The following is a 22,314-nucleotide window of genomic DNA, read 5'->3' as shown; positions in this document are numbered from 1 at the left end:
TGATTTCCTCATTTCTGCTTTAAAGCTAGTGCACTAGCTAATTGATACTTTTATTAATAATCGTGCTATTATTACACGCTAACTATATAGTAGACGGATCTAAATCTACGGTCATTAATATTCCTTGTTTAACCCACTCTGCTCTATACATGGCAAGTAGACGTTGTAACACTGGAATTAGATTTGGTTCAATTTTATATTTTATCAAACATTGATAACGATATCTATTTTGGAGACGAGCAATACTCGCAGTTGTTGGTCCTATAATTGCTACTTGATTCGATAAGTTTCCTCGTAACCAATCAGCCACTCGACCAGCATATTCAGCAGCCATCATGACATCTTCATGGGATAATTGAATAAGAGCTACAAAATAATAAGGTGGATAGTTGGATCGGCGACGTAAAAACATTTCTCGTTCATAAAATGGCTCATAATCCTGAGTTTTAGCTAATTCAATTGCGTAATGCTCAGGTGTATACGTTTGAATGATGACTTCCCCTGGCTTGTCATGTCTCCCAGCCCTGCCACTTACCTGTGTTAATAGCTGAAAGGTCCGCTCTGCTGCACGGTAATCAGGTAAATGTAGGGATGTATCGGCACTAAGTACACCGACTAGTGTTATATTTGGAAAATCCAAGCCCTTTGCGATCATTTGAGTACCCAGCAAAATATCCGCTCGCCCTGCCCCAAAAGTCTCCAATATTTCTTCGTGGGCCCCTTTATGCTTCGTAGTATCTACATCCATACGTATTACTCTTGCCTCAGGAAACAATTTATACAGTTCCTCTTCCACCTTTTGTGTACCAGTACCAAAATAACGAATATGATCACTTTGACATTGCGGACATATTTGAGGAACATGTTCCTCGTAACCACAATAATGACATTTCAATTTTTCAGTTGTTCGATGATAGGTTAAGGAAATATCACAATTTGGACATTGAACGACTGTACCACAATCTCGACAGAGTACAAACGAAGAATAGCCACGACGATTTAAAAACAGCACCATTTGCTCATTTTTCTCAAGTCTTAAACGGATTGCTTCAATCAATGATTGGGAAAACATCGAACGATTACCTTGTCTCAGCTCTTCACGCATATCTGCAATAAAAACAGTCGGCAAAGCCTGATGTAAAGCACGGTGTTTTAATGAGAGTAGCTTATATACTCCCTTTTTAGCTCTTGCAAATGATTCTAATGCTGGTGTTGCACTCCCTAAAATAATAGGACATTTATAAAATTCGCTACGCCAGATGGCTACATCTCTTGCATGATAACGCGGTGAATCTTCTTGCTTATAAGTTGATTCATGTTCCTCATCCAATATAATAAGCCCTATATTCGTAAAGGGAGCAAAAATAGCTGAACGAGCTCCAACTACGACCTTCACTTTGCCTTGTTGGATTTTACGCCATTCATCATATTTCTCCCCTACAGATAATCCACTATGCATCACAGCAACCATCTCACCAAAGCGACTGCGGAATCGTTCAGTCATTTGTGGCGTTAAAGAGATTTCAGGTACCAACATAATGGCTTCTTTTCCTTCTTCTAATACCTTTTGAATAGCCTGCAAATAAACCTCTGTTTTACCACTCCCGGTTACACCATGTAATAAAAAGGTTTGCGCCATTTGCTGGTCCATAGCTGTAGTAATAGCTTGGAGAGCAACCTGCTGCTCATCCGTTAATTGTAAGGCTTGTGTACGTGAAACTTCCTTCGTAAATGGATCACGAAATACTTCCTCTTGAATAAATTGAGCAGCTCCTTTGTCAATTACTGCCTCTAATACTGATATAGAGACCCCTGCTTCGTCACAAATTCGTTGGGGAGTAAAAACCTCTCCTAAGTGTTGGCACATCCATTGCAATAATAGCCGTTGTTTAACTGCCCTGGATGACTGCTCTAAGGCACGTTCAATAAGTTGTTGGTCTGCTGTTATTTGAACCATTCGAATTTCTTTCACATTTCCCTGTTGCTTCACAACATATTCGATTGTAACAATGTTATCTGCAACCAATTGTTTCAATAGGGGTAGTAAACCTGCTCGCTCAAATTCTTTAAAATTTGCTCGTTGACGCTTCCCGAATATAGCCTGTACCTCTAGTGGCAATTGTTGATCTTGTTGTAGCTTAATCATTTTTTCATACTTGGCTCGAAGTGCAGATGGTAACATCACTTGCAAGGCATCTATTTCATAGCAAATCGTATCGTTCTTCAACCACTTCGCCATTCGCAACATTTCTTCTGTCAGGACTGGCTCCATATCTAAAATTTGATTGATTGCCTTTAGTTTATTTAACGGTACATCTGTTTCTTTCTTCAATCCAACAACAAAACCCAGGACATTTCTTGGACCAAATGGCACTTTAACACGACTTCCTAATTCGATAACACTAATCCATTCTACAGGTACTTGATAATCAAATGGACGATCTACATGGTAAGTAGAGACATCTACAATGACCTCTGCTATCAAAAAGCTCATTGTTCCTCACCCTTTATAATATAAGACCATAATGTCTGAGCAAAAAGTTGTGGGTTAATTGTAGCCAAAAACTGTCCGTTAAGCTGCGCTTTTTCACTAAAATCAATCCATCTCTCAGAAAGTATATTAAGCATTGGTGTTCCTTGCACTTTTTGTCCGAAAGTGATCGCTTTTATGCCTTCTACTGAAATGATGGGCGTTTCCTTTATAGTCGGCACATTTGCTGCATGGATCAATATTGCTTGAGGATATTGGATTTTATAAGCTTCCAATTGCTGAATAGCATCAAACAAATTTGCATTTTCTATTTCAATCACATGTGCGCCTAGCATTCTTGCTTCATGTGCTAAAGCTCGTCCTATGGCTCCATTTGCCTGTGAACTAATTACATGCTGTTCATCCAATGGTACATGCAGGGCACCTGCTGTCACTATGACTGTTTTACCTGTTAGTGGTTTTGTTTTTCCCGAAAAAAAATCTTGAACAAGTGCAGTGATTTTTTCTGGCTCCTCTAGACGGCCCTTCCCGACATAGCCACATGCTAAAAATCCTTCGGAAGGCTCAATAAATTTGTAGCCATCAGCTGATAGCCTATCCAAATTCCGTTTTACCGCAGGATGGTCGTACATGTGTACATTCATAGCTGGTGCAATCCATACGGGTGCTGTCGTAGCAAGCAGGGTTGTTGTGATCATATCATCTGCTATACCATTGGCCATTTTGCCTATTATATTTGCTGTAGCTGGCGCTACTAAAATTAAATCAGCCCAGTCTGCTAAGTCTATATGAGCAATCACACTTGAATCTTTTTCATCAAATGTGTCAAAATAAACATCATTTTTGGACATCACTTGAAAACTTAATGGATTTACAAACTGTCTAGCAGAGGCTGTCATGATGACTTTTACATTGGCTCCTGCTTGTGATAGCTTGCTTACGAGTGCCACAGCCTTATATACGGCAATCCCGCCTGAAACACAAAGTAAAATATTTTTATTCATGCTAGGTGTCGTCCTTTCAAATGATAAGCTCCCAAAGAAGGATTCCCTGGGAGCTTTCGGCATTCTGTATAATCAAAATCTACTGCTAACTAGACTAGCATGCATGTAAACATAGTAAAGCACTTTACATGATGTTAGATTTCGTCCTCATACACAGTTGACTCATCCTGTGATACTTTCGTAAGTACACCTGCCGCTACTTCTTCAAGTGCTTTCCCTACATATTTATGGGAAACATACTTGTGTAAGCGTTCTGTGTCTTGCTCTTCTTGCATTTGGCGAGCACGTTTAGAAGCAAGGCTCACTAATGAATATTTTGAATCGATTTCTTTTTTTAAAGCATCTACTGATGGGTATAGCATTGTTTTATTCTCCTCTCAACATTGACAAATATCTTTTTTCAACACGTTCTCTACGACAATGCTCGGCTTTAATAATCGCATTTATACGATCACAGGCATTCGTCACTTCATCATTTTCCACAACATAATCATACAAGCTCATCATTTCAAGCTCTTCACTTGCAGTAGCGATTCGTTTGGCAATGATATCCTCCGTTTCTGTCCCACGTCCAACTAAACGATCTTTTAATTCCGTTAAACTTGGAGGGGCTAAGAAAATAAATAAGGCATCTGGTGCTTTTTTACGAATTTGTGCTGCACCCTGCACTTCGATTTCTAAAAATACATCACGACCTGCATCAAGTGTTTCATTTACATAAGCTAATGGTGTTCCATAATAGTTACCGACAAATTCAGCGTGCTCTAATAAGCCACCTTGTTCAATTAACACTTCAAATTCATGACGCGTCTTGAAAAAATAGTCTACACCATCTACTTCACCTTCGCGAGGATTTCGTGTTGTCATCGAGATGGAATACTCATAATTCGTATTCGGCTGAGAAAATAATTCTTTTCGCACTGTCCCTTTACCTACACCAGAGGGGCCAGACAGAACAATTAATAATCCACGTTCTTTTATCATTTATTCTCTATATCTCCCTTAATTTATAACAGACACGTGCAAGTTATTCGATGTTTTGCACTTGCTCACGCATCTTTTCTAAAATTGTTTTCGCCTGAACAACAGCAACCGCTGCTTCTGTAGATTGATTTTTTGAACCAATCGTATTAATCTCGCGATGTATTTCCTGCATTAAAAAGTCCAATTTACGCCCAACCGAAATCTTTTCAAGTAATGTTTCCTTCAGTTGATTGAAGTGACTATCTAATCTGTCTAATTCTTCGGAGATGTCTACTCGTTCTGCAAAAATTGCTACTTCCGCTAGTAAACGATCTTCTAGCAATGTGCCATTTGCAACTTCATTAATTCGCTCTATTAATCGTGTACGATATTTTTCAACAGCAAGCGAAGAACACAAACGAATCTGATTGACTTGCTCCATTAACTGTTCTTTATATTGTACAACAACCTCTTGTAATTCTTGCCCTTCACGCTCACGCATTTGAACGAGCTGTTCAATCGCTTGTGAAATCGCTTGTTCAACAGCACTGAGCAAATCCTCTGGTGTAAGCTGGGGTTTTTGCTGTACAAGTGCCTGCTCTAACGATAAAAGTTCTTGCATCGTCCATTTTTCTTCAAGTGGTACTTTACTTGCTAATTGCTCTTTTGCCTTACGATACGCTTCAATTAATGACCAATTAATCTCAATAGATTGCTCTACGTTCTCTAAGTCCTTCACATATACCATCACATCAATTTTGCCGCGTGACAAAGCTTGAGAAATTAGTTTCTTTGCAAAAATTTCAGCTTCAAGCCATTCTTTCGGAAATTTTGCATTAATTTCTAAAAAACGATGGTTGACCGAGCGCATTTCCACGGTTAATTGAAAGTCTCTAGTTGTTGTGACACCTCTGCCAAAACCAGTCATACTACGCACCAAGGTTCGTCACACCTTTCTTTGCATACTGGGATTATTATAACATAAGCTTTGTCGATTATGACGACTCTCCAAAAAAATTTGGATAAAGTAAAAGCTAATTCTACCACAATTGAAGCTATATTTTAATATTCACCTAAAAAATGCTATGATAAACATACCAAAAGAGTATTTGCAGAAGCTTAAAAATAGTGAATGCAGATACATTAAGAAAAAAATACGAAAGTACCAAGATGCTTGATATCGTTGGAAAGAGGAATTCATATGGCATTTGATGGCTTATTTACTTATTCAATAACTGCCGACCTACAACAGCTAGTCACTGGTCGGATTACCAAAATACACCAACCTAATGCACAAGAGGTTATTTTACATGTGCGAGCGAACGGAAAGAATCATAAATTACTGTTTTCCATCCACTCTTCTTATGCACGTGTACACCTTACAGAACAAGTGATTGAAAATCCAGCAGAGCCGCCAATGTTTTGTATGCTTTTGCGTAAGCATATAGAGGGTGGTTTTATTGCTTCTATAAAACAGCGTGATTTTGATCGCATTATAATAGTAGAAATTGAAAGTAAAAATGAAATTGGAGATCCAATTGTAAGAGAAATACATGCTGAAATTATGGGTAGACATAGTAATCTACTGTTGATTGATCAAGAGCAGGGAAAAATTATTGACAGCCTAAAACATCTACCGCCTTCAGTCAATAGCTTCCGGACTGTACTACCAGGGCAACCGTATATTGCGCCACCCACACAAAACAAATGGAATCCTTTAACAGTGACAGATGAAGAGCTAACAGCATTTTTTGTTGAAGCAAAAACCTCTAAAGAGATAGTGCAACAATTAGCTGGTTTTTCACCTCTCCACGCAGAAGAATTATTGTATCGAATGAAGACGACTTCAAATACGCTAGCATGTTTCAAGGATTTTATGACCTCCTTTGCGAACGGTGGAATGAAGCCTATGTACGTACTCTTCAAACAGAAAGTATACTTTTCCCCTATCGAATTAACGCACTTGCATGACGGGGATATAACAATCTATCCTAATGTCCATGAGCTTCTTGATCGTGTATTCTTTGCACGTGCAGAGCGAGATCGTGTAAAACAACAAGCAGGCGATTTAGAGCGCTGGCTACAAAATGAGATTGACAAACTAGCTTTAAAAACAAAAAAGTTAACGAAGGATTATGAACGTGCCTCCAAGCTCGATCAATTCCAACTATATGGTGAGCTATTAATGGCTAATATCTATGCCTTTGAAAAAGGAGTCAAGGAAGTTACTGTCACAAATTACTATAGTGAAACTGGCGAAGAAATAACGATTCCAGTAAGCGAACGTAAAACACCGATTGAAAATGCCCAAAGCTATTATACAAAGTACACAAAGGCAAAAAATGCCTTGGTCATGGTTCAAGAGCAGCTAGAAAAAACGACTGATGAAATTTCTTACTTCGAAATGCTAGCACAGCAAGTTCAGCAGGCTTCTCCTGGAGATATTGAGGAAATTCGTGAAGAGCTAGCAGAGCAAGGTTACTTAAAACTACGTCATGCGAAGAAAAAGAAAAAACAAGCGAAACCTGAACCAGAACGCTATGTTTCTTCTACAGGTGTAATAATCTCTGTTGGAAAAAACAATAAACAAAATGACATGCTGACATTTAAACTAGCAAAGCGGACTGATATTTGGTTACACACAAAAGATATTCCTGGATCACATGTTGTCATTCATTCAAGTGAACCAGATGAAACGACGTTGCGAGAAGCTGCCACACTAGCCGCCTATTTTTCTAAGGCCAGAGAATCCTCTTCCGTGCCTGTAGATTATACCGAAATAAGACAGGTCAAAAAACCAAATGGTGCCAAACCTGGTTTTGTCATCTATTTTGAACAAAAGACACTGTATATTGACCCTGATGAGACAGTCATTTTACAGTTAAAGAAACAGTCATAAAGGAAGAAACCGATACAAATTGTATCGGTTTCTTCTTTTTTATAACGAGTACACGTAATCCGTACTATAAAACGATGAAAACAACCTTATCTTGATTGATTTTTACAGACAATCTTCCTTATTATAATAACAATTTAAAAACACATGAATAATCTGCACTGTTTCCTTCAACGAATATTGACTTCTACTACTGAGAAACGCTAAATTAAAGTATAAAAATTTTTATAGAGCATTTAGGAAAGGGCGTATCTATATGTCTGTAGGTAAAAAATTAAGCTTTGGTTTCTTTGCAATTATTCTCACATTAATCATTTCTTTGTTCATTATGTTTCTGTTATTTTCAAACATTGAAAAAAAGATTGAAAATGCATTAGAAGGACATGTTGCCCTTGTAGAATTAGCAGATGATATTCAATACGAAATGGCTATGCAAGGTCTTTTCATTCGTGCCATCATCATCGAAGACAAACCTGCTAACAAAGAGAGTTTCTCAAAATATGCAAGTATGCTCGACACACATGTAGAAGAAATCATAGAAAAATCAAATTCAGCTGAAATGGAAACATATGCACAGGAATTAAAAATTTATAATGATACTTTTAACAAGGCAGCAACCGAAGCAATAGCTCTATTTGAAGCTGGTAATCTAGAAGGTGCTTTGCAAAAGGTAAATGGTGAAGTACAACAAGCGAATAAAGGTATACAAGATGTATCCGATAAAATTGGAAACTATCAAAAGGAACAACTAGATATTGTGACAAAAGAATCTAAACAGGCCGTATTCAATTCCCAACTTATTTCCATTATCGCAATCATTATTGGTATCGCTCTAGGTATTTTCCTTATTTTCTATATACAACGGACAATCTCACGCCCTTTAAAATCTGTCGTTCTGGCAGCCAACCATGTAGCTAATGGTGAATTAATTCATCCAGATATTACCTATCAATCAAAAGATGAAATTGGTCAGCTTTCAACAGCTTTTAATGCCATGAAGGGTAATCTGAAAAATTTATTAACGCATATACAGGACAATGCAGAGCATTTAACAGCTTCAGTAGAGGAACTTTCTGCCTCCACTGAAGAAATAACTGCCACTGCTGATGAAATAACAATACGGATTAATGAAACAGCTGATGCTGCAGTGACAGCTACAGTAGCAGCTAACGAAAGCGCACACGCAATGGATGAAACGGCTGTAGGTGTTCAACGGATAGCTGAGGCAACTCAGCAACTACATCAGAATGCTATAACAACTTTTGAATTAGCAATAAATGGAAATGAGACTGTAGAAGAAGCTCAGCAACAAATGAATGTCATCCATGAATCAACACAAATGATTAATAATCTTGTTCAAAAATTGAGTAAGCAATCAGATGAGATAAGTCAGATCACAGCTGTCATTACAGCCATTACAGATCAAACAAATTTATTGGCACTCAATGCAGCAATTGAAGCGGCTAGAGCTGGAGAGCATGGTAAAGGATTTGCGGTTGTAGCAGATGAGGTTCGTAAGTTAGCTGAGGAATCCAAACAATCAGCCAACCAAATCGTTGCCTTAACGCTAGATATTCAACAGGATACACATAATGTAGAAAAAGCAGTCTTTGATGGACTTCATTCTGTCACAGAGGGCGTTAAAATCATCGGACATGCTGGACAAGCCTTTGAAGGAATTGTGAAAGCAATTAATACGATGACAGATCAGATTGAAGATATATCAGCTACCTCTGAAGAAATTTCAGCTAGTGCTGAACAGGTTGCAGCGTCCGTTGCAGAAATCGCCCACGGTGCTTCAACGAGCGCAGATAATACAAAAATTGTAGCTTCAGCAACAAGAGAACAATCTATAACAGTACAACAAGTAAACCAAGTTGCCGCAGATCTAAGCGAAAAGTCCTTAGATTTACAGAATCAAATCAATCAATTTAAACTTTAAATAGAAAACAGTGCATTTTATAGATGGGATGCACTGTTTTTTTATATTTTTTTCATAGTACACCACTTAAAAAGTGGAAGAATATCCTTCTGAATAGCTATTGATAACGTTTTCATTTGATGAATAAACAGATTTTTAGTAATTATTTGCATTATCAATCCTCTTCAGTAAGACAAATGACATCCTCAAAAAAACAATATGATTAAAAGGGTTCTCTTTGGAAGAATATAGGACGAATTGAAGCATTCTCTTTATTTTTTGACTGATGAATAAAACAGTAACCAACTGCATATATGCATGTATATTCAACTAGCTCTAAAATTATTTCAAAAAAACTTAATCTCATAAACTAGCTTGTCACTAAATCCAATTTTTTCTTAGTATGGGTACCTTTTTTCATACAAATGCTCATTTTTTTCTTTTTCTTCCCCACAAATGGATAATCCTAGAAAAATACAAAACAAGTTTCTTATATATCATTAATAGATAAAAATATTCATGTTTTGCGATAGTAAATTACAAGAAATTACCTGTAAAAGAAACTAATTCACTGAGTTTTACATAGATTTTCTACAAATCTATACAAATTCCTCAAGGTATTACATCTATGACTTTTGATTCATTTTTCAAATATCGATAATATTATCAAAAAAATAGGAATTTTCCGTATAGTAAATCATTTTTTTATTTTTACTTTATTTTTGATATTCAAAATAAGTAAATATCAAATTTTTAATATATATACACTTCTCCTCTTTAGTGTGATAAATCGGAAAAATTTATTATTCTCCTAAATGTCAGATAATACTATATAAATTCGAATCTTTTTTATTTTGTACACAATGATTTTTTTGGTATATTAAATAGGAGCTTCACAAAAGGCTTAAAAATTGTATAAGGGGGATTCACATGAATAAAAACAAAAAGTTTTTATTACTAACAGTCCTTGCAGTATTTTCTTTAGTACTTGCTGCATGTGGCTTCGGTGGAGATTCGTCTGACAAATCAAAAGACGAAGGAAAAGATTCTGGTTCTTCAGAAGAAACAACTTCATCAGGTGGCGAATTAAATGTTGTAGTAGCTTCTGAGCCGCCATCACTTCATCCTGCATTAGCAACAGATACAACTTCTGGTGTTATTCTTACAAATACTTTTGAAGGATTAACAACACTTGATGCAGACGCTCGTCCGGTTGCAGCTGCTGCTGAAAGCTGGGAAGTTAGTGAAGATTTAAAAACATACACGTTCAAATTACGTGATGCTAAATGGTCAAACGGAGATCCAGTAGTAGCTGGTGACTTCGAATACGCTTGGAAATGGGCATTAAACCCAGACAATCTTTCTGAATATGCTTCAATCCTTTATCCAATTAAAGGTGCTGCAGCATACAACAATGGTGAAGGTTCTGCTGATGATGTAGGCGTTAAAGCACAAGACGAAAAAACATTAGTAGTAACTTTAGAAAACCCAACACCTTACTTCTTAGAATTAACAGCATTCAAAACATATGCACCATTAAACCAAAAAGTAGTTGAAGGTAATGATGAGTGGTATGCAGATGCTGGTGAAAACTATGTAACAAACGGTCCTTTCACATTAGCTGAATGGAGACACAATGATACAATCGTATTAAAGAAAAATCCAGAGTACTGGGATGCTGATAAAGTTTCTTTAGAAACTGTTAATATCGGTATGGTTGAGTCTGAAGCAACTGCAGCAACAAGTTTCAAAGCTGGAGAAATTGACTACTTAGGTGCACCATTCCAATCTGTGGCACTTGATTCAATCGATGCATTTAAAGCTGATGGTTCATTAAATATCAATGACCAAGCTTCTGTTTACTGGTACAAGCTAAATACAAAAGATAAAATCACTGGAAACGCTAACATCCGTAAAGCGTTAGCTTTAGCAGTTGATCGTCAAGGTTTAATCGACAACATTACTAAAGGTGAGCAAAAACCTGCATTAGGTATGGTTCCTATCGCCGTTCATGGCTTTGAAGAAGACCGTGGTTACTTCAAAGATAACGATATCGAAGGTGCTAAAGCAGCACTTGAAGCTGGTATGAAAGAACTTGGAATTACAAACCCAGCAGATATCAAAATTAACCTTTCTTACAACACAAGTGAAGCACACGCTGCTATCGCTCAATACGTTCAAGAGGGCTGGACTAAAAACCTAGGTATCACTGTAGGTCTAGATAACTCTGAATGGCAAGTATATTTAGAAAAACTTAACCAATTAGATTACCAAGTTGGCCGTATGGGCTGGGTTGGTGACTACAACGATGCTTATACATTCTTAGAAATGTATGACACTGCTGCAAATGGTAACAACGATACTGGTTGGGAAAGTGCAGAATACAAAAAATTATTAGATCAATCTAACGTTGAAGCAGATCCTGCTAAACGTCTTGAGCTTTTAAAACAAGCTGAAAAAGTTGCTGTGAATGATTTCCCAGTTATTCCAATCTACTACTACACGAACCTATCTGTAGTACAAGATTATGTGAAAAACATGAAGGCAGACATCCTTGGTAACATCTCTCTTAAAGAGGTTAAAGTAGAGAAATAATCAACAATAATTCGCTTATTTAGCTCTACAGCGAAGAGCTGCCTCGTAGCCACTTCGGCGCGAGTCAGCTCTTTTTAAAATACGAAGGCATATATTTGTCTGAAAATTGACAAATAGAAGGAGGAGTTTTATGTGATTAAATATATTTTGAAAAGGCTGATGTATATACTTCTCGCGCTTTTCGTCATCGTAACGGTTACGTTTTTCTTAATGCGTCTCGCTCCTGGTAGTCCTTTCGCGAGTGAACGTAATTTCCCACCTCAAATTGAGGAGAAGTTAAACGAAACGTATGGATTAAATAACCCTTGGTATATTCAATATAAAGATTATTTAATCGATACGGCCACATTCAATTTCGGTGAGTCAATGAAATATAAAGCGCGTTCTACAAATGATATGATTTCTGAAAGTTTCCCTGTTTCATTAACATTAGGGATTGAAGCTATGCTATTAGCAGTTGGATTCGGTGTATTAATTGGCGTAGTTTCCGCGCTATATCATAATAGGTTCCCGGATTATTTGGCAACGTCCTTTGCGGTGCTCGGTATATCAGTACCTTCATTTATCTTAGCAGGTTTAATGCAGTATTTCTTAGCCTTTAAGCTAGGCTGGTTCCCTATTAGTGGGTGGAAGGGCTTTATTTATAGTATTTTACCAGCCCTTGCAATCGCTTTCTCACACATGGGCTTTATCGCAAAATTAACACGTTCAAGTATGCTTGAACAAAACAATAGTGATTATGTAAAAATGGCTCGTGCAAAAGGTATTGGTAAATGGACAATCGTATTCCGTCATACATTACGAAATGCCCTTCTGCCAGTCGTAACATACCTTGGTCCATTAACAGCTGGTGTTGTAACAGGTAGTTTCATTGTTGAGCAAATTTTCGCTATTCCTGGACTTGGTAAGCACTTTGTTCAAAGTATTACAAACCGTGACTATACAGTAATTATGGGTACGACGGTGTTCTATTCCATCATCCTTTTATTTGCGGTATTAATCGTTGATATTCTATATAGTGTGATTGATCCGCGTATTAAACTGAAAGGAGCGAAAAAATAATGACACAGCAACAAATTGAAAAAGATAAGTTTAAAATTGTTGGTGGAAATCATGAAGCAACGGAAAAATTAGCTGATAAATCAGTCTCCTTTTGGAAAGAAGTATTTCTCCGTTTCTCTCATAACAAATTAGCCATCATTGGGATAATCATTTTAATCATTGTTATTTTAATGGCTACATTCGTACCAATGCTTTCTCAATATAAAGCAAGTGATCAGCTAGGTGTTTACAATGCACCACCATCTGCACAATTTTGGTTTGGAACGGACGACCTTGGTCGTGATATTTTCGTTCGTATTTGGGAAGGCGCTCGTATTTCCCTATTTATCGGAATTGCTGCAGCGATTATTGACTTAATCATCGGTGTTTTATGGGGAAGTATTTCAGGCTTAGCAGGCGGTCGCGTTGATAACATCATGATGCGTATTGCTGACGTTTTAACAGCTGTACCTTACCTTCTAGTAGTAATCGTACTTTTAGTTGTTATGCAACCTGGTTTAATTCCTATGATTATTGCCCTGTCCATCACTGGATGGATTAACATGGCACGTATCGTTCGTGGTGAAGTACTATCTATTAAAAATCAAGAGTATGTTCTTGCTGCTCGTACATTAGGTGCTAGTACAGGCCATTTAATTATTAAACACTTAGTTCCGAATGCTCTTGGTGCAATCTTAGTAACGATGACGTTAACAATTCCATCTGCTATTTTCACCGAATCATTCCTAAGCTACCTTGGTCTTGGGGTGCCTGCTCCGACAGCTTCTTGGGGTACAATGGCCTCTGATGGTAATAAAGCTATTGCCAATGCTCCATGGCGCTTGATTTTCCCAGCAGTATTTATCTCACTGACAATCTTTGCGTTTAACGCAGTTGGTGACGGCTTACGTGACGCTCTAGATCCAAAACTACGTAAATAAGGAGGTGGCCGAAATGAGTAAAACAATTCTAGAAGTAAAAGATTTAAGAATTAATTTTAAAACTTACGCAGGGCTTGTCCGTGCTGTACGTGGTGTTAACTTTGATTTAAAGGAGGGTGAAACACTCGCTATAGTAGGTGAATCAGGCTCTGGTAAAAGTGTTACAAGTAATGCATTAATGAAACTAATTCCCCAGCCACCTGGTATTTATGAGTCAGGACAAATTTTATTCAATGGCCGTGATTTAGTTCCATTAACTGATAAAGAAATGTCTAAAGTACGCGGAAATGAAATTGCAATGATTTTCCAAGATCCTATGACAAGTTTGAATCCAACAATGAAGGTCGGACGTCAAATTACTGAAGTCATTTTGCAACACAAAAAAGTTTCTAAAGACGAAGCGAAAAAACGCGCGATTGAGCTTTTAACACAGGTAGGTATCCCCTTCCCTGAAAAACGCTATAACCAATACCCACATGAATTTTCTGGTGGTATGCGTCAACGTGTTGTTATTGCCATTGCACTTGCAGCTGATCCTAAGCTATTAATTGCAGATGAGCCGACAACAGCTCTAGACGTAACAATTCAAGCGCAAATTTTAGAATTAATGAAAGAAATTCAGAAAAACTCGAAAACATCTATCATTTTCATTACACACGATTTAGGTGTAGTGGCGAATATCGCTGACCGTGTAGCGGTAATGTACGCTGGGCAAATCGTTGAATATGGTACTGTGAATGATATTTTCTATAATCCAAAGCATCCTTACACATGGGGTCTACTTGGTTCAATGCCAGATTTAGATAATGATACTGATGAGCTATTACGTACGATTCCAGGCTCACCACCCGATCTTACGAATCCACCTAAGGGTGATGCATTTGCAGCTCGTAACGAGTATGCTATGGCGATTGATTATGAACAAGAGCCACCAATGTTCCAAGTAAGTGAAACACATTTTGCAAAGACTTGGTTGTTGCATCCTGATGCACCAAAGATTCCTCTTCCAGATGCGGTTGCTAAACGTATTGAAGGGTATTTAGCAAAGGAGGCACAAGAAAATGACTAAAACTGGTGCGAAAAAAATTCTTGAAATCAAAAATTTACAGCAGCATTTTGGTTCGCCAAGTAATCCTATCAAAGCTGTAGATGGTATCAGCTTCGATGTCTACGAAGGTGAAACACTTGGTCTTGTGGGTGAATCAGGTTGTGGTAAGTCAACAACTGGTCGTTCAATTATTCGATTATATGATATTACAGGTGGCGAGATTGTTTTCGATGGTGAAAATGTCCATGGAAAAAAATCCAAAACTGAGTTAAAGAAATTTAACCGTCAAATGCAAATGATTTTCCAAGATCCTTATGCTTCTTTAAACCCTCGTATGACGGCTGGTGAGATCATTGGTGAAGCCTTTGATATTCATGGCCTTTACAAGGATAAAAAAGAACGTCGTGCAAAAATCCAAGAGTTACTTGAAGCTGTTGGTTTAAACAAAGAGCACGCGAATCGTTACGCACACGAATTCTCTGGTGGTCAACGTCAACGTATTGGGATTGCCCGTGCACTAAGTTTAGATCCTAAGTTTATCATTGCGGATGAGCCAATCTCTGCGCTAGACGTATCTATTCAAGCGCAAGTTGTTAACTTACTAAAACAACTACAAAAAGAACGTGGCTTAACATATCTTTTCATTGCCCATGACTTATCTATGGTAAAATACATCAGTGACCGTATTGCTGTAATGTACCGCGGTAAAATCATGGAAATCGGTAAAGCAGACGATATCTACAATAACCCTGTTCATCCGTATACAAAATCTTTACTATCAGCTATCCCACTTCCTGATCCAATGTCAGAGAAGCGCCGTCAACGTATTCAGTACAAGCATACAGAGGTTGACGAAAGTGCAACCTACCATGAAGTAGGTGATCAGCATTATGTTTATGGTACTGCTGATCTAGTAAAAACTTGGGTTGCTAATCGCTAAAAGCTATAACTCCTATCGACAGTATAATTACTGTGATGGGAGTTTTTTTAATTTATACCCTCATTTAACTGTAGTCTAAACATGCATAATATGTAATTCTCTATAAAAGGCATCTATACCAGACTTTCATAATTGTTATTGAATGTTTACAGTAAATTTTATTAACTTTTCTTCTTTCATTCACAGCATCCTTAAATAGGTTTTGAAAAAACAGTCTTTCTTCTATCAAGAAAGACTGCTTCTTTGATACCTATTATTTTATTGGAGCATCTGCTGTTAATTCAATATCTTGTAACTCTGTAAGATTTGCATAATCAACATTGTAATTTTTCACGCGTTTATTAACTGGAATAACTTCAGTTCTGAAGAATGTTGGAACTACCATTGCTTTATCACTCATATATTCTTGCCATTCACGGAAAGCTTTAGAGCGTTTTTCTTGATCCATAGCATCTTCGGAGTCGATCGCTGCTAATAATTTTGTTAACTCAGGTGATACATAGCGGCTAAAGTTGAATTCAGCACCTACACTATATAAGCCCGCTGGAGATGGATTTGTTCCTGTATTCCAAGCTGCCATAAACATATCGATCTCCGGATCATCTGCTTGTACTTTATCATAAAATGCATTGAACTCGATAAGACGTCCAGTTGTTAACTGTACATCTAAACCAACTTCTTTCCAATTTTGACGGAAGTATTCAACAATTGCTTCATCCGTTTCTGACCCAGCCATAGAAGCTAAACGAATAGAGAATTTTTTACCATCCTTATCTTCACGAATTCCATCACCATCAACATCTTTAAAACCAGCTTTATCTAATAACTCTTTCGCTTTTTCTGGATCGTAATGGTAACCCTCTAATGTTTCATCATAGAATGAGAATACTGGTGGAATTAAAGAGTTGCCACGTACACGCAAGCCTTGATAGAATTTTTCAGCAACTCCCTCAACATCTGTTGCGAACGCAATTGCTTGGCGTAACTCTACATTGTTCATTTTTGATTTTTCATCAAACACGTTTACTTTTGCTGTTGTATCATACTTTCCTAACTTAAAGCCGATATAAGAATAAGACAATTCTGGTCGACCAAGTACAGAAATATTTTCTAAAGATTTAATACTATCAAATTGAGTAGTTGGATAAGATGTTGCTAGATCATATTTCCCTGTTCTTAACGCCTCACCAATTGAAGTTGGTGGAACAACTTCGATTACAACTTTATCAACTTTCGGCTTTCCTTTAAAGTAATGTTCGTTAGCTACAAGTTGTACAGATTCACCATTAACAACTTTATCAAGTTTAAATGCACCAAGAGTCACCGGATTTTTTCGTACTGCATCTGAAGCTAGTAAATCTTTTACTGGAATTGACTCTAATTGATGTTTTGGTTCTGCATAACCCCATAAGCCATCCCCACCATAATAAATTGCAGGTGATACTTTTTTAAATTGAATTTTAATTGATTTATCATCTACTTTTGTAATACCTGAGATTGTATCAGCCTTGCCATTATGATATTCTTCTGCCCCTACAATATTTCTGAAGTCATCATCGTAACGTACACCTGTATAATCAGGATGTCCAATAATTTCGTAAGGATATATTAAATCTTCTGCTGTTACTGGTGTACCATCAGACCATTTATAATCACCTTGCAATGTGACTGTTGCTGTTTTAGCATCAGTATCAACTTCTAATTTTGCAGCGCCCTTATCAGTAATAAGGAAGTCACCATCAACGTCAAATATTGAATTTGTCATATATGCTAAAATATCTGAGTCATAGGCATCTTCATAAAGCTCATAGTTGAAAATCCCTTGGAATGGAGAGCTTGCTACAAGTCCTACACGTAATGTACCACCTTGAATTGCTTCTCCTTCATTTGTTACCTCCATTGGAAGTAAAGAATCATTAGTTGCCTCAGATTCACCAGACTTTTCTGTTTCACCAGACTTTTCAGTGTTATCTGTTTCTGTTCCTTTTTCAGACCCACTACCTCCACCACCATTGCACGCTGCTAAAATTAGCATGAATGCAAAAAGTACGGATAAGAATAACCAATTTTTCTTCATGTGTAAATCCTCCCCTTTATCCTAATCGTTGTTTTGCGTCAGCCGCACGTCTTAGCGCTTGACCAACATAATTTATACCAAGCATCAAAATTAAAATTAATAATGATGCGGGCAACCAAATCCACCATTTTGTAGATAATACTATTGGGTTTGTTGCATAGCTTACTAATGTCCCTAAGCTAGGCGTAGAAGGTGGTAATCCAAAGCCTAAAAATGATAGACCTGTTTCGATACCCACATTTCCAGCAAAGTTTAAAGTTAGCTCTACTATTAACAAAGAACTTAAATTTGGTAGTATCCCTTTAAACATAATGGCAAAATCACTAGTCCCCATTGTTTTCGAGGCACTCACATAATCTCTACGCCCTTCGGATAAAGCTTTACTTCGAACGAGGCGCGCAGTGCTTATCCATTGAAAGGCACTTAAAATCAAAATCAACTCTAAAACACCATATTTAGGAATAATTGTAACCAAGACAATGATAATCATTAAGGTAGGTAATGTCATAAGAAAATCAATGATACGCATAAATAGGTTATCAATAAAGCCACCATAATAACCCATTATTATTCCTAGTGCAATTCCTAAAGCATTTGCAATAAGAGTGATCGCAATTGCAATTAAAATAGAGTTTTTGGCACCAATAATAAGCTGTCCATACATATCACGCCCAGCTTCATCAGCCCCTAAAATATATCCATTAACACCTGGTTCTGTAAATCTCTCTAATAATTTAATCCGTAATATCTCATCCTGATTCATAAAAGCAGACATAATTAATATCACAACTATAAGTAAAGTTATACCTATAAATGAAAATAATGCTAATTTATCCTTTCTGAATTCACGTATTACAACTTGAATTCCTGTTGGTGGATTACTTTCAACTTTCACTACATCATTTTTTTGCTCCATTTTATTCACCTCTCCTTATGCGTTCAATTTAGCTGCTAGTCTATGCGGATACGTGGATCAACAATGCTCATAATTATATCTGACAATAGACTACCTAATAACGCTAAGAAGCCATAAAGCATGACAAGAGCGGTAATAACACTATAATCGCGACTTGTTACAGAATGGATGAATAATTGCCCCATGCCTGGGAAGCCAAAAATTGTCTCTATGAATATTGAGCCACCCAATAATCCTGTTATTGTAAAGCCAAGGAAGGCTGCAATTGGTAATAAGGAGTTACGGAAAATATGTCTTCTATAAATTATTTTCATTGGTACACCTTTACTACGTGCTGTTTTAACATAATCCTGTGTCTTGGCATCAATAATTTCTGAACGTAAGTACTGAATAATTGTGGTTGTAGCTAGTATTGCATATGTCATCGCAGGTAATATTAAATGATACAAGCGATTCCAATAATACTCGAGCGTTCCTGGCTCTACACCTACATCAACAGTTCCACTTGTCGGAAACCACATTAAACGATATCCAAAAATATATAAGAAAATTAAACCCAACACAAAGGTCGGTATTGCATAACTTATGAAGCTATACAAAGTAATCGACTTATCGTACAAAGTATCCTGTTTACGTCCCGCTATCATTCCTAATGGAATAGCTATTAAATAAACAAGAATAGTGCTAAGCAAAGCGAGCCAGAATGTGTTTAATGCACGCTCACCTATCAATGTGGACACTGCAAGTTTATATGTATAACTTTGTCCAAAGTCCCCCTGAAAGGCATTGATTACCCAATGGTAATATTGAATATACCAAGGGTCATAGTAACCCGCTTGAATCCTTAGTTCTTCGATTCGTGCAGGGTCAGTTTCTGGTGTAATTAATCCTGTGAAAGGATCACCTGGCATTTGTTTTGCTAAAACAAAAATAATTAAACTTAGTACAAACATTTGAGGGATCATTAAAATTACTCTTCTAACAATTGTTTTCCACATTTCACATTCCCCCTGACATTGCAACCATATGTGTGTCTGAAATGGATTTCAGTGGGTAGACTTTTCCCTGCTCATCATAATATTTATGTTGCTCTTTTTGATAATTTTCTTCTACTTTTTGTCGAATTAATTTACGTTCATCCCTAGTCTCTGGCTCGATATTTGGAATGGCTGACAAAAGGCGGTTAGTGTAAATGTGCTGAGGATTCCTATAAATATCATGTCTTGTTCCAGTTTCCACAAAGCGTCCTTTATACATAATAGAAATATAATCACACATATGTTTAACAACACCTAAATCATGAGAAATGAATAAGTAAGTAAGACCGTATTCATTTTGGATATCTTTCATAAAATTTAAGACCTGTGCTTGTACAGATAAATCTAACGCAGAAACAGGTTCATCAGCGATAATCATTTTAGGGTTACATGCAACCGCTCGTGCAATGCCAAGTCGCTGCTTTTGTCCACCTGAAAATTCATGGGGATATTTGAGTAAAACGTCCTCTGACATCCCTACAATTGCAAGCAACTCTTTAATACGTTTGCGCTCCTCTTGATCACTAAGCTTCATAAAATTTCGAATTGGCTCTGCTAGTATATCAAGAACGCGTTTTCTAGGGTTCATACTCGAATGAGAATCTTGAAAAATCATTTGAATATCTCTGTTATAAGCAGAATCACGTTTTCTCTGTTGATTTGTCACATTTTCGCCCTCATAAACGATTTGCCCAGAGGTAATTTTTTCTAAACCTATAATTGCTTTGCCTGTAGTAGACTTTCCAGATCCTGATTCTCCTACTAGTCCATAGGTTTTCCCTTTTTCAAACTCCATTGTCACACCGTCTACTGCATAAACTCGATCAACAATGGTATTAAAAAATCCACCACGTATTGGATAATGAACATTTAAATCCTTAATTTGCATAAAGCTCATACAGTCCCGCCCCCTTCTTCACCTTCAAAATGAAAGTGTTTCCAGCAGGTACATCTCACAAAATGTCCTGGTGCAATTTCATGTAATTGTGGTTTTGTCTCGTGTGAAGATGCATCAATCCATGGGATTCGTCCTGAAAAACGACAACCTTCTCGAGGTAAATTTATTAAAGATGGTACCATGCCTTTAATGACTTCTAGTCTTTCATTTTCGCTATGTGTTTGTGGAATTGAATTTAATAGCGAACGAGTGTAAGGATGTCTTGGATTATTGAATAGTTCCTGAACTGGAGCTTCTTCAACTACTTCCCCTGCATACATAACTACAACTCGATCAGCCATCTCTGCTACAACACCCAAATCATGAGTAATGAGAATAATGCCTGTCTCCGTTTCAGTCTGCAATGTTTTCAATAGATCTAAAATTTGAGCCTGAATCGTAACATCTAAAGCTGTTGTCGGTTCATCTGCAATTAAAATAGTAGGCTTACATGATAAGGCAATAGCAATCATGACCCGCTGACGCATACCACCAGATAACTGATGTGGAAATTGTCTAGCCACACGTTTTGGGTTAGCGATACCAACTTGATTTAATAGTTCTAAAACTCTCTCTTCACGCTGTTGTTTTGTAAGCTTAGTATGATAGATTAATCCTTCTTCAATTTGTTCATTAATCCTCATTAATGGATTAAGTGCTGAAAGTGGGTCTTGAAAGATAAATCCTATGTCATTTCCACGTAAGTTATTAAATTGTTGTTCATTCAATTTAGCTAAATTTTGGTTATTATAAAAAATATCGCCAGATACCTTTGTATTTACTTCATTATGCAAGCCTACAATTGTAGTCGCTAAAGTACTTTTACCACAACCAGATTCTCCAACTATTGCTAATACCTCATTTTTTTTTAGCGAAAGTGAGACATCATCTACAGCAGCGTGGTATGTATCTTTAATTCGAAAACTTGTAGTCAAATTAGATATTGTTAATAAGTCTTTTGCTGTATTCAAACAATCTCTCCTCTATTATTCAATATTCTGAAAATAAAACTTGATACTTATATCAGAATCATATTTAACTTTTCTCTCCTATCCTCTCCTTTTCTATTAGATAAGCGTGAATTTAATATTTTTTTTGCTTTAAATCATTAAATCACTGATAGAATTATCTGAAAATTAAACCGTGATATTATTTTAGCTAGAAAACATGTATAAACGCAAGTACCTTTTTCAAATTATTACAAACCAAAATATAAATTTCCACCATACGTCTCTCTCAAAAAAATAGTAATTTTATTATTTCGATTTCAGAAACATTTTACTTTTTATTCTCAAAGTTACATTTCCTTCAAATAAATATTTTATAAATATAATAAATAGAATTTCTTACTATATTTTTTACAGAAATTAAATACCCAAAAATTCAATAAATTCAGTATTTTAAAGCAAAAATTAAAAATTACTTTTTATGAAAAAGTTATATTTTATTCATTTTTGTTTTCAATAAATAATTTTAGGCTTTAAAGTGCTAGTATTTCAAATTACTT

Annotated in this window: 17 protein-coding genes; 7 read left to right on the top strand and 10 right to left on the bottom strand. The window is 36.7% G+C overall.

The annotated features are described in order from the left end of the window. Nucleotides 1-82 precede the first annotated feature (82 nt). From priA to PSR12_RS04900, 5 genes are all read right to left on the bottom strand, one after another. The gene (priA, locus tag PSR12_RS04920; protein WP_274771881.1) at nt 83-2,494 is read right to left on the bottom strand and encodes a primosomal protein N'; all 2,412 of its coding nucleotides are present in this window, start codon (nt 2,492-2,494) and stop codon (nt 83-85) included. Next, a complete protein-coding gene (gene coaBC, locus PSR12_RS04915) occupies nt 2,491-3,495 on the bottom strand; it encodes a bifunctional phosphopantothenoylcysteine decarboxylase/phosphopantothenate--cysteine ligase CoaBC (RefSeq protein WP_221679788.1) in 1,005 nt (334 codons plus the stop codon). Before coaBC ends, priA begins: the two co-directional genes overlap by 4 nt. 134 nt (nt 3,496-3,629) lie before the next feature. After that, on the bottom strand, nt 3,630-3,857 hold the full coding sequence (rpoZ, locus tag PSR12_RS04910; RefSeq protein ID WP_004227380.1) for a DNA-directed RNA polymerase subunit omega: 228 nt from the start codon (nt 3,855-3,857) through the stop codon (nt 3,630-3,632). Nucleotides 3,858-3,861: 4 nt separating this feature from the next. Next, nucleotides 3,862-4,479 (bottom strand): guanylate kinase, encoded by a 618-nt coding sequence (gene gmk / locus PSR12_RS04905; protein WP_004227379.1) that lies wholly within the window; start codon nt 4,477-4,479, stop codon nt 3,862-3,864. Nucleotides 4,480-4,522: 43 nt separating this feature from the next. Then, on the bottom strand, nt 4,523-5,398 hold the full coding sequence (locus PSR12_RS04900) for a YicC/YloC family endoribonuclease (RefSeq protein ID WP_004227378.1): 876 nt from the start codon (nt 5,396-5,398) through the stop codon (nt 4,523-4,525). Between the two features lie 261 nt (nt 5,399-5,659). Between PSR12_RS04900 and PSR12_RS04895 the strand changes: the two genes are divergently transcribed. The 7 genes from PSR12_RS04895 (at nt 5,660) to PSR12_RS04865 (ending at nt 15,840) form a co-directional block, all read left to right on the top strand. Beyond that, nucleotides 5,660-7,357, top strand: a complete 1,698-nt coding sequence (locus tag PSR12_RS04895; RefSeq protein ID WP_257521283.1) for an Rqc2 family fibronectin-binding protein — start codon at nt 5,660-5,662, stop codon at nt 7,355-7,357. Between the two features lie 253 nt (nt 7,358-7,610). Next, complete coding sequence (locus PSR12_RS04890; protein WP_274771877.1) at nt 7,611-9,296, top strand: methyl-accepting chemotaxis protein; 1,686 nt, start codon at nt 7,611-7,613, stop codon at nt 9,294-9,296. 909 nt (nt 9,297-10,205) lie between these two features. Further along, a complete protein-coding gene (locus tag PSR12_RS04885) occupies nt 10,206-11,870 on the top strand; it encodes a peptide ABC transporter substrate-binding protein (RefSeq protein ID WP_004227373.1) in 1,665 nt (554 codons plus the stop codon). Nucleotides 11,871-12,002: 132 nt separating this feature from the next. Continuing rightward, complete coding sequence (locus tag PSR12_RS04880) at nt 12,003-12,932, top strand: ABC transporter permease (protein WP_004227372.1); 930 nt, start codon at nt 12,003-12,005, stop codon at nt 12,930-12,932. Next, nucleotides 12,932-13,852, top strand: a complete 921-nt coding sequence (locus tag PSR12_RS04875; RefSeq protein ID WP_004227369.1) for an ABC transporter permease — start codon at nt 12,932-12,934, stop codon at nt 13,850-13,852. Before PSR12_RS04880 ends, PSR12_RS04875 begins: the two co-directional genes overlap by 1 nt. Before the next feature lie 13 nt (nt 13,853-13,865). After that, nucleotides 13,866-14,921 carry an ABC transporter ATP-binding protein gene (locus tag PSR12_RS04870; protein ID WP_221679782.1) on the top strand — a complete coding sequence of 352 codons (1,056 nt, stop codon included), beginning with the start codon at nt 13,866-13,868 and terminating at the stop codon, nt 14,919-14,921. Beyond that, complete coding sequence (locus tag PSR12_RS04865; protein WP_221679779.1) at nt 14,914-15,840, top strand: ABC transporter ATP-binding protein; 927 nt, start codon at nt 14,914-14,916, stop codon at nt 15,838-15,840. The genes PSR12_RS04870 and PSR12_RS04865 overlap by 8 nt, the downstream gene beginning before the upstream one ends. 253 nt (nt 15,841-16,093) lie before the next feature. Here the strand turns inward: PSR12_RS04865 and PSR12_RS04860 are convergent, their stop codons facing one another. Genes PSR12_RS04860 through PSR12_RS04840 form a run of 5 tightly spaced genes read right to left on the bottom strand, consistent with a single transcriptional unit; the run spans nt 16,094 to nt 21,778 of the window. Next, a complete protein-coding gene (locus PSR12_RS04860) occupies nt 16,094-17,917 on the bottom strand; it encodes an oligopeptide ABC transporter substrate-binding protein (protein ID WP_103117559.1) in 1,824 nt (607 codons plus the stop codon). A 16-nt stretch (nt 17,918-17,933) separates the two neighbouring features. After that, entirely contained in the window at nt 17,934-18,833 is a 900-nt protein-coding gene (locus tag PSR12_RS04855; RefSeq protein ID WP_274771871.1) for an ABC transporter permease, read from the bottom strand. Nucleotides 18,834-18,868: 35 nt separating this feature from the next. Beyond that, on the bottom strand, nt 18,869-19,831 hold the full coding sequence (gene opp4B / locus PSR12_RS04850) for an oligopeptide ABC transporter permease (RefSeq protein WP_004227362.1): 963 nt from the start codon (nt 19,829-19,831) through the stop codon (nt 18,869-18,871). Between the two features lies 1 nt (nt 19,832). Then, nucleotides 19,833-20,768, bottom strand: a complete 936-nt coding sequence (locus PSR12_RS04845) for an ATP-binding cassette domain-containing protein (RefSeq protein ID WP_274771868.1) — start codon at nt 20,766-20,768, stop codon at nt 19,833-19,835. Beyond that, the gene (locus PSR12_RS04840) at nt 20,765-21,778 is read right to left on the bottom strand and encodes an ABC transporter ATP-binding protein (RefSeq protein WP_274771866.1); all 1,014 of its coding nucleotides are present in this window, start codon (nt 21,776-21,778) and stop codon (nt 20,765-20,767) included. Before PSR12_RS04840 ends, PSR12_RS04845 begins: the two co-directional genes overlap by 4 nt. Nucleotides 21,779-22,314: the final 536 nt, after the last annotated feature.

The organism is Lysinibacillus sp. G01H (assembly GCF_028872195.1).
Lineage (GTDB): Bacteria > Bacillota > Bacilli > Bacillales_A > Planococcaceae > Lysinibacillus > Lysinibacillus capsici.
This window is presented reverse-complemented; position numbering and strand designations above follow the sequence as displayed.

Excerpts from the sequence above, each read along its gene's own strand:
- PSR12_RS04845 (WP_274771868.1), bottom strand. The coding sequence starts at position 20,768 with ATGAGCTTTATGCAAATTAAGGATTTAAATGTTCATTATCCAATACGT.
- opp4B (WP_004227362.1), bottom strand. The coding sequence starts at position 19,831 with ATGTGGAAAACAATTGTTAGAAGAGTAATTTTAATGATCCCTCAAATG.
- priA (WP_274771881.1), bottom strand. The coding sequence starts at position 2,494 with ATGAGCTTTTTGATAGCAGAGGTCATTGTAGATGTCTCTACTTACCAT.
- PSR12_RS04890 (WP_274771877.1), top strand. The coding sequence starts at position 7,611 with ATGTCTGTAGGTAAAAAATTAAGCTTTGGTTTCTTTGCAATTATTCTC.
- coaBC (WP_221679788.1), bottom strand. The coding sequence starts at position 3,495 with ATGAATAAAAATATTTTACTTTGTGTTTCAGGCGGGATTGCCGTATAT.
- PSR12_RS04870 (WP_221679782.1), top strand. The coding sequence starts at position 13,866 with ATGAGTAAAACAATTCTAGAAGTAAAAGATTTAAGAATTAATTTTAAA.
- gmk (WP_004227379.1), bottom strand. The coding sequence starts at position 4,479 with ATGATAAAAGAACGTGGATTATTAATTGTTCTGTCTGGCCCCTCTGGT.
- PSR12_RS04885 (WP_004227373.1), top strand. The coding sequence starts at position 10,206 with ATGAATAAAAACAAAAAGTTTTTATTACTAACAGTCCTTGCAGTATTT.
- PSR12_RS04860 (WP_103117559.1), bottom strand. The coding sequence starts at position 17,917 with ATGAAGAAAAATTGGTTATTCTTATCCGTACTTTTTGCATTCATGCTA.
- PSR12_RS04865 (WP_221679779.1), top strand. The coding sequence starts at position 14,914 with ATGACTAAAACTGGTGCGAAAAAAATTCTTGAAATCAAAAATTTACAG.
- PSR12_RS04895 (WP_257521283.1), top strand. The coding sequence starts at position 5,660 with ATGGCATTTGATGGCTTATTTACTTATTCAATAACTGCCGACCTACAA.
- rpoZ (WP_004227380.1), bottom strand. The coding sequence starts at position 3,857 with ATGCTATACCCATCAGTAGATGCTTTAAAAAAAGAAATCGATTCAAAA.
- PSR12_RS04855 (WP_274771871.1), bottom strand. The coding sequence starts at position 18,833 with ATGGAGCAAAAAAATGATGTAGTGAAAGTTGAAAGTAATCCACCAACA.
- PSR12_RS04875 (WP_004227369.1), top strand. The coding sequence starts at position 12,932 with ATGACACAGCAACAAATTGAAAAAGATAAGTTTAAAATTGTTGGTGGA.